The sequence below is a fragment of the Paraburkholderia sp. MM5384-R2 genome (assembly GCF_014201025.1).
GTDB lineage: Bacteria > Pseudomonadota > Gammaproteobacteria > Burkholderiales > Burkholderiaceae > Paraburkholderia > Paraburkholderia tuberum.
Genome location: NZ_JACHDI010000072.1, coordinates 1 through 3302 on the forward strand (window position 1 = coordinate 1; position 3302 = coordinate 3302).

Genomic DNA, 3302 nt, shown 5'->3' on the forward strand with positions numbered 1-3302 from the left:
TGTTACGTCCCGCTGTATTCGGATTTCAGGGGAGCTGTTTGTCTCAGTATCAAATAGGATGAGTGTTAGAACGTCTCCTTGAACATCGTGAGATATCGCGGACGTAAAGAAGGCCAGTACTGCTCTGTTATCGTGGGAAGTTACGAAGCCCCACACGAACAACAAACCAGACCGGCCTATGCACCGAATTGTATTCGCGTTTCCTGATCTTGAACAACATCTCAATGCGGTCGAGCGCACGCCGCAAGTCTATCGGCCCGTCGCTTGCGGGCACTGCGGCTGCTCTGGCGTGTGGTGTCATGGCCGTTACCATCGCAAAGCCGACCGCAGCGCCGCCGGTGCTCTCAATCCAGTTCCCGTTCTGCGCTTTCGCTGTCGAACTTGCAGCCGCACGTGTTCGCGCCTGCCGCTGTGCATAGCTCCCCACCGCTGGTACAACTGGGCGGACCAGCAGCGGGTCTTGCTTCTTCTGTTGGCTGGCTGCTCGCAGCGTCGTGCCAGCGCGATCTTCTCGCTCGGCAGGCATACGGTACGACGCTGGTGGCAGCGGCTTGGCGAGCGTAGCCTCGCGTTCGAATTCCATTTGCGAAACCGTTTCGCCGAACTCGGGCGATCAGTCGATATCACCGAATTCTGGCTGACCTGCCTGCAGCGCATGCCGTTGTGCGAAGTCATGGCCTGGCTCGACGGCGACGGCGTTTGCGTCCCGTGATCCGTTGATCCTGGTTGGGTACGCGACGACATAATTCTCGTCATTCCGGGCTCTCCACACACTTTGCCCACTCGCGCCGAATTCGGTTCGCGGTTCTCATGGCACTCCCTTTTAACCATAGGAGTGAGCATGAAGGACATCGACCCGAAGGCCCTGTTTCGCCTGTCCGTACTGGGACCACTCGTCAGTCGCGAACGGCTTGATCGCGGCGACTTGCAGCAGATCATCCGCCAACTGGCTCAGCAGGAGTACGCAATTCCCGGTTCTCGTCGTCGTCATATCGGCGAGAAGACGCTTCAGTCCTGGTATTACGCCTGGAAACACCACGGGCTGGAAGGCTTGTGCGGCAAGCCCCGTGTGGATCGCGGGCAATCGAAGCTGCCATCGTCCGTGCAAGCTGCGATCCTTGCGGCCAAACGCGAGAATCCGCGACGCTCGATCCGCCAGATCCGTTTGTTGCTCGAATCTGCGGGTATCGTCGCGCACGACACGCTCTCGCGCTGCGCCGTTCATCGGCTGTTGCAAGCCAACGGGCTTTCGCGCATCGTGGGCTCAGTCAGTTTGCCCGAGGAGAAACGCAGCTTCGTGGCCGAACACGCCGGCTCCATCTGGTACGGTGATGTCCTGCATGGCCCGCACTTGTCGCTTGGCCGGGGGCGCCGCAAGACCTACCTGGTCTCGTTGATGGACGACGCCTCGCGGCTCATCGCCCATAGCGCGTTCTGTTTCTCTGAGACCGCGATCGACATCGAGGGCGTGCTCAAACAGGCCTTGCTCAAACGCGGCGTACCGAAGATGTTGATCGTCGACAATGGTGCCGCCTACCGCGCTTCCACGCTGCAAGGCATTTGCGCACGGCTGTCGATCAGGCTGGTTTATTGCAGGCCGTACGCGCCTGAGGGAAAGGGCAAGCTGGAACGCTGGCATCGCAGCCTACGGGCTCAATTCCTGAGCGAACTCGACACCACACACATTCACGATCTGGCTGACCTCAACGCGCGTCTGTGGGCCTGGGTCGAACAGATTTACCACCGCACCGAACACAGCGGCCTGTGTAACCAGACGCCGCTCGCCCGCTATCAGCAGGACCTACCCCGCATCGGCACACTCGGCGCACGCGCTGCACAACTGGACGAACTGTTCCTGCACCGTATTGATCGCTACGTGCGCCGCGACGGCACCGTGTCGTTTCAGGGCAAGCGCTTCGAAGTGCCATACGAACTGGTCGGCAAGACCGTGTTGCTCGTGGTGGATCCCCATACGGGAACCGTCATGGGCGTAGAGAGTGAGGCGGGCGAGCCCTTGGGCGCCGCGACCCTGCTCGACGCGCTCGCCAATCGCACACGCAAGCGGCGCAAATCTCAGCCTGAGGCCATCGAACCGGCCGTGACAGACCACGACGCGCCGATCGAGAACGCAGCGCACGGTCCCAATCTTGTCGAGCTTGCCTATCAACGCCACTACGCCCGGGAGCTGTGATATGTATCGACAACACTTCGGTCTACGTTGCGCGCCGCTCTCCAAAGAACATCGTGAGTTGTGGGATGACGGCGCCTTGGCGCAATTTAACGAACGCTTCCAGTGGCTGCTGCACAGTCCCGGTATTGGCCTGCTTACGGGCGAGCCCGGCGTGGGCAAGACTGCCGCGTTACGCCACGCAGCACTTGCCTTGAATCCCCATCGATATCAGGTTATCTATCTGGCTGAAACCGAGTTCGGGCGCATCGATCTGTACCGCAGCCTTGCTCGCGCGCTGGGTCTGGAGCCGGCCTACCGGCGTGCCGACCTGTGGCGTGATCTGAAGCTGCGTATCCAGGAGCTCGTCGAGAGCAAACAGTTGTTGCCCGTTTGGATTATCGACGAAGCGCAGAACCTGCCGCTCGAATTCTTCCGCGACTTCCCGGCCTTCCTGAACTTCGCCTTCGATTCCCGCGACTTGCTGACTGTCTGGCTCGCAGGCCATCCGAGTCTGGGCCAAACGCTCGAGCGTGCCTCGTACGCAGCTTTATATGGACGTATCCAGGCACGCGTTCAACTCAAACCCGTGATCGAACGCGAGCGCTTCGCCCTGTTCATCCAACACGCACTGAAGAGCGCCGGCTGCAGTCATACGTTGCTGGCCGAATCTGGCCTGGAGTTACTTCGCCAGGCCTCTCGCGGTTTGCCCCGGCAAGCGGGGCGGATTCTGCGCACCGCTATGCAGATGGCCGTGCCCAAAGGACTGAACCATCTACCCGACGAACTGCTACAACAGGCGATCGAGGAGTTGAAATGACGCCCGAGTTTGACACGCTGTTCCCCGACGGTATCCCTGATTCTTGTGCTCGTGCTCTGACCGACTTCCTCTACCGCCTCGCCCTTATATGCGAACAACGATACGAACACGAACTGCGTCGCGACTCCGACAAACGCTATCGCGCGACAATGGATCCCGATCAACCCTGGCGCCGTAAAACCGACCCTCCAATCTAGCGCCGCCGTCGCGCACTAAACGAGGCCCATTCCATTCCTCGTTTAGTGCGCGACGCCCCTCGCAATCTCACGCCACATAGCTCGCGATGACAAACCTAATTTAGACCGGGACGTAACA

Annotated in this window: 4 protein-coding genes; all 4 read left to right on the forward strand. The window is 60.1% G+C overall.

Annotation, left to right across the window (positions count from 1 at the left end):
• Positions 1-178 precede the first annotated feature (178 nt).
• The 4 genes from HDG37_RS38935 to HDG37_RS38610 all read left to right on the forward strand — a co-directional run bounded on the left by HDG37_RS38935 (position 179) and on the right by HDG37_RS38610 (position 3184).
• Complete coding sequence (locus HDG37_RS38935; RefSeq protein ID WP_221312286.1) at positions 179-712, forward strand: DUF6431 domain-containing protein; 534 nt, start codon at positions 179-181, stop codon at positions 710-712.
• Positions 713-841: 129 nt separating this feature from the next.
• Complete coding sequence (locus HDG37_RS38600; RefSeq protein WP_184056809.1) at positions 842-2191, forward strand: DDE-type integrase/transposase/recombinase; 1350 nt, start codon at positions 842-844, stop codon at positions 2189-2191.
• A 1-nt stretch (position 2192) separates the two neighbouring features.
• Complete coding sequence (locus HDG37_RS38605) at positions 2193-2987, forward strand: ExeA family protein (protein WP_184056812.1); 795 nt, start codon at positions 2193-2195, stop codon at positions 2985-2987.
• Positions 2984-3184 carry a hypothetical protein gene (locus HDG37_RS38610; protein WP_184056816.1) on the forward strand — a complete coding sequence of 67 codons (201 nt, stop codon included), beginning with the start codon at positions 2984-2986 and terminating at the stop codon, positions 3182-3184. Before HDG37_RS38605 ends, HDG37_RS38610 begins: the two co-directional genes overlap by 4 nt.
• Positions 3185-3302: the final 118 nt, after the last annotated feature.

What these genes read in the sequence shown, in the direction of transcription:
- HDG37_RS38935 (WP_221312286.1), top strand. Translation starts at nt 179, where the DNA reads ATGCACCGAATTGTATTCGCGTTTCCTGATCTTGAACAACATCTCAAT.
- HDG37_RS38600 (WP_184056809.1), top strand. Translation starts at nt 842, where the DNA reads ATGAAGGACATCGACCCGAAGGCCCTGTTTCGCCTGTCCGTACTGGGA.
- HDG37_RS38605 (WP_184056812.1), top strand. Translation starts at nt 2,193, where the DNA reads ATGTATCGACAACACTTCGGTCTACGTTGCGCGCCGCTCTCCAAAGAA.
- HDG37_RS38610 (WP_184056816.1), top strand. Translation starts at nt 2,984, where the DNA reads ATGACGCCCGAGTTTGACACGCTGTTCCCCGACGGTATCCCTGATTCT.